We start from the raw sequence: 3,844 nt of genomic DNA, 5'->3' as shown, positions 1-3,844 counted from the left end.
CCTGCGCCTGCTCGGGCAGGATCTAGCATGATATGATCAATCACTTGATGCGTACCGGATTGGCACACCATTAACACGGTCGAGGTTAGAGCATTACGCGACATATTATGGATAATAACACCATGCAAATCATCCCAATCATACTCCTTTATACGGCGTTTTTTCGGTTGTAAAAATACCGCAGGACGGCGTAATACTTTAAAGTTAAAAAAATAACTTTCGTTAACATAGACTTTACCTGTTTTACGGTTAAATATAATAGGACTACCACGACGGGAGAATAGATTATGATACAGTTGAGGAACAGCATAATACATACCGATACAACAGGTAATAAATCCAATAATTCCAATAAAACAAAGCATTCTACCACTATCAGGATGATCATAATCCATAATAAATGTAGGAAAACCAATAAGAAGTATTAATAAAACAATAACGACAACAAAATAGAGACAGGCATAAAAAATCTGATCATTGTGATCCTGACGAATAAAGGCACAATAGGTATTATTAGTATAGCTTAAGCGATCGTCATGCAGGGGCACTAAACGTGGACCTTTATCTAGATCACCAAACCAACCAAAAATTTGTGGACGGTATTTTGATGGCATTTTATTCTCCTTTTATTTATTCTTCATGAAATTGGTTACTGCTTCGGTTAATGATAAGTGGAATTTCGTCATCATCTTGTGCATTAGGGCTGATATTGATTTGATAGTTATTTATTAGATCATAAGCAAAGGTGCCCGCTACCCAGGTTATTACCGTTAGGTGACTTTCTGGCTGGTTAGGATCGGGCTCTTTTACTTCGATTTTTTCAATATCGGTAAAATTAGATTGCCATACCGCTTTGCCCTGAGTGAGGGTTTTAAAGGTTTTTGTTTCATAGCGGTTGATAAAGTAGTTTTTATCGGTGGTGACATATTCGGTGATTTTTAGGGTTTCTTTGGCTTTATCTTCGTTTAGGTGGATTGGGGAGTGCGCCTCTCCTGAGTCGTGATTTACCCCTGTTAAACTGATATTAAAGCGAGATTCAATCATATCCTCATAACTTTGCCCATTCTTGCCAACTAATTTAACTGAAGCCTGTAACGGCTTTTGGACAATAGTAGCGCAGTTTGGGTATGTTAAATAAAAATAGAGGTGGCGGTGATGTAGCCTCATCCCACTAAATGAACTTGGTTTTTTAAAGATGATAAAGGTTTCAATGCCCGACACCGCAACCAAATAATCATTTACCGACTGCCCAAAACCGACAAATGTCCTTTGCTCTTCGTGATAAGCGTCGTACCCCAAATAGGCAAACTCTTTTTGCACCCCAAAATAACAACGGTTTAACCAGTGATCGATAGGGGTAAAATTATCATATTCTTTACTCAAAGCAATTAGGTATAATCCCACTAATGAGAATATAACGCCCACTCCTATTACAAAGCCTGAACTGGCTAATAAAAATATAGCGCCAAACCCTAAAAATAGAGAACCAAACAATCTAGCTCTAAAATAACTTTTATCCTCCATATTCCACATCCCCAAGGCACTTTTTAACTCGCCTAAGGCTTCAAAAATAGTTATAGCCGCAAAGGCTTTGGCTACGGTTTTAGAAATCAAGGTATTTAACATCAGTTTGGCTTTAATTTCAGGTACTAATGTGCCCGAAACCGTTGAACGCATCGCTTTAACTAGCTGCATTTTTAATTTGATGTCACGGTATAGGGCAACGCTATCAACACTTAATAATGCTAACGAGCCTAAGTCAATCGCCAGTTGGCGCATTTTTTTATCTTGGCTTTCGCCTTCTTTAACGGTGTTCCACTCTTTTAGGTTATCGTAAATATTTAACATGCTGATAACGCCCGATATTGCATTGGCACCATAGCTAAGCTTAGCCGCTTTAGCACTTTGACGGGTATCTTTTACTTGTTCTTGAATTTTAATTTTTCCCTCAATTTTCGCTTTTTCCATTTCGCGTTGATTCATCGCTTCGGTTTCGCGGTTTATCTCGCGCTGTTTGATTTTATCTTCTCTTTTCTTTTCGTTCGATTCGTTAATCGCTTCGTCGTTGCTAGATTTTTGTTGATTGACTTTGTCAATTTTGTCTTGTAATACGGTAGTACGGTTGACTAACGTGACATAATCTGCCATGTTGCTGGTTAAAAAGTTTTTGAAATCATTGGGATTAAGTATCTCTTTATTTTTTAAAAAATTAACAACCAGCGCTTTACTTGCCTCGTCGGGAAAGCAAAGCGTAAATTTAAGCTTTTTAGTTGTTGGTTTTTTTGAGCCAACGTCATATTTTGGATCGGTGACATCAAATTTTTCTAAAAACGCCACTTCTTGGCTGGTTAAACTATTTTCACGGAAAAAACTCCCTTGTAATTGGGTTAATAGTGCATAAACCTGTCGAATTTTATCTTGCCTAACTTGCATAGCAAACTCAACGGGATACCCACCTAAATCCCCCAAATAAGATAGCGTATCAAGCAGTTTTAAACGTGGTTTAATCGGTTGGTGTTGTTTATTGGTTTTTAATACGGTGTATTTTTTGAGTGCAAGTTGATGCAAATATCGATTTTTGTCGACATGAGTCACAGCACTGGGGGTATTTGCCATTTCAGCAAGTTTGCGGTCAATCGAGGCCAAAAACGCTTTTAATTGCTTGAGCTCTTTTATTTTTTGGTCTCTTATTTTTTGTAGTTTTCTATGCTCTTGTGGGTTATATTGTCGATTTTTGTTTAATTCCGCTTGTTTGGCATTAATCTCTTGCTGTTTTTTTTCAATATCTAGCTCAACACGCTCTTTTGCCTTTTGCAGTTCTTTTTCTTTATCGGTTGGCGTGTTTTGGGTCTTTTGCGCTTGATGCGTATTATAAGCAGAAGCCAAACCCGTTGATTTGTCGATAATATCACGCCATTTTACGGGTGTATTGGTGTCTAAATCGATAAATGCTGGTGCATCAAGATCAATCCCTGGGTTATTTTTATGCTCTATCACATAAAAAATACTGGCAGGATTACTTAATAACTCATCCCATAGGGCGTTATCTTCGTCAAGGTGCACTTCTGCATGGGTTGAATCAATCAGGATTTGGATAATTTCTTTTATATGAATGAGCGCGCTTGTATCGTTTGAAAAATCAAACTCTTTCTGCCAAAAATGCGTTTGATTAAAAGAACTCGGTTTTATTTTGCTGTATTGCGAGATAAATTTTGCCTCGCCAAATAACCAACGAACATAAGTAAAATAGTCTTGTGACCACTCTTTATAATATCGAGTTATTTCTTTAAATTCGGTTTCTAATTCTTCTTTAAATTTCTTAACTTCACCCTGATTAATCTGCTGGTTTATTTTTTCAATTTTTTTGGCCTTTTCTGACTCGGTGTCTTTAATTTTATATTCGACTTTTCGTAAAAATTCATCACCGGAGTCATAGGCAGCATCAATATCTTTTAGGTAGTCATAGTGTTCTTGTAACCGGGCAATTTCGGTGTCGTAAGCCTCTTCAATTGAAGTTCGATAATTCTCTATAAACTGTAAAATCGTGCGCTTTTTAAACATATCAGGTTGATAATAATTAAACAGACGTTTTAAACGAGGATTAATACGGTTATACATCTGTTCACCACGCTGTTGATAGACTTTGGCTTCGTCACCATCAAAAGGTGATAATGGTTTGGCTTGTTTTGGTGCCTCACTGCAAAAAATATGTAGCGCTGATACCCGTTGCGAGTTGAGCTCTTCGGCGATACCGAAGGTGTCTTCTAATACGACCGCGCAAGAAATAGCCCTGTCACCTTGGTATAATCGGTTAACATGACTGGCAAATCGGTGTTTTTGCTCT

2 protein-coding genes are annotated in these 3,844 nt (G+C 37.6%); both read right to left on the bottom strand.

Features of this window, described 5'->3' with window-relative positions; genetic code table 11:
* Positions 1 to 614: DUF6708 domain-containing protein (locus A9G23_RS10740; RefSeq protein WP_218059518.1), on the bottom strand; the 614-nt coding region annotated here is incomplete at its 3' end.
* A 16-nt stretch (positions 615 to 630) separates the two neighbouring features.
* The coding region (locus tag A9G23_RS11560; RefSeq protein WP_176700619.1) for a hypothetical protein at positions 631 to 3,844 on the bottom strand (3,214 nt) is incomplete at its 5' end.

This window comes from Gilliamella sp. App4-10 (genome assembly GCF_001690495.1).
In the GTDB taxonomy this organism is placed as follows: domain Bacteria; phylum Pseudomonadota; class Gammaproteobacteria; order Enterobacterales; family Orbaceae; genus Gilliamella; species Gilliamella apicola_G.
This window is presented reverse-complemented; position numbering and strand designations above follow the sequence as displayed.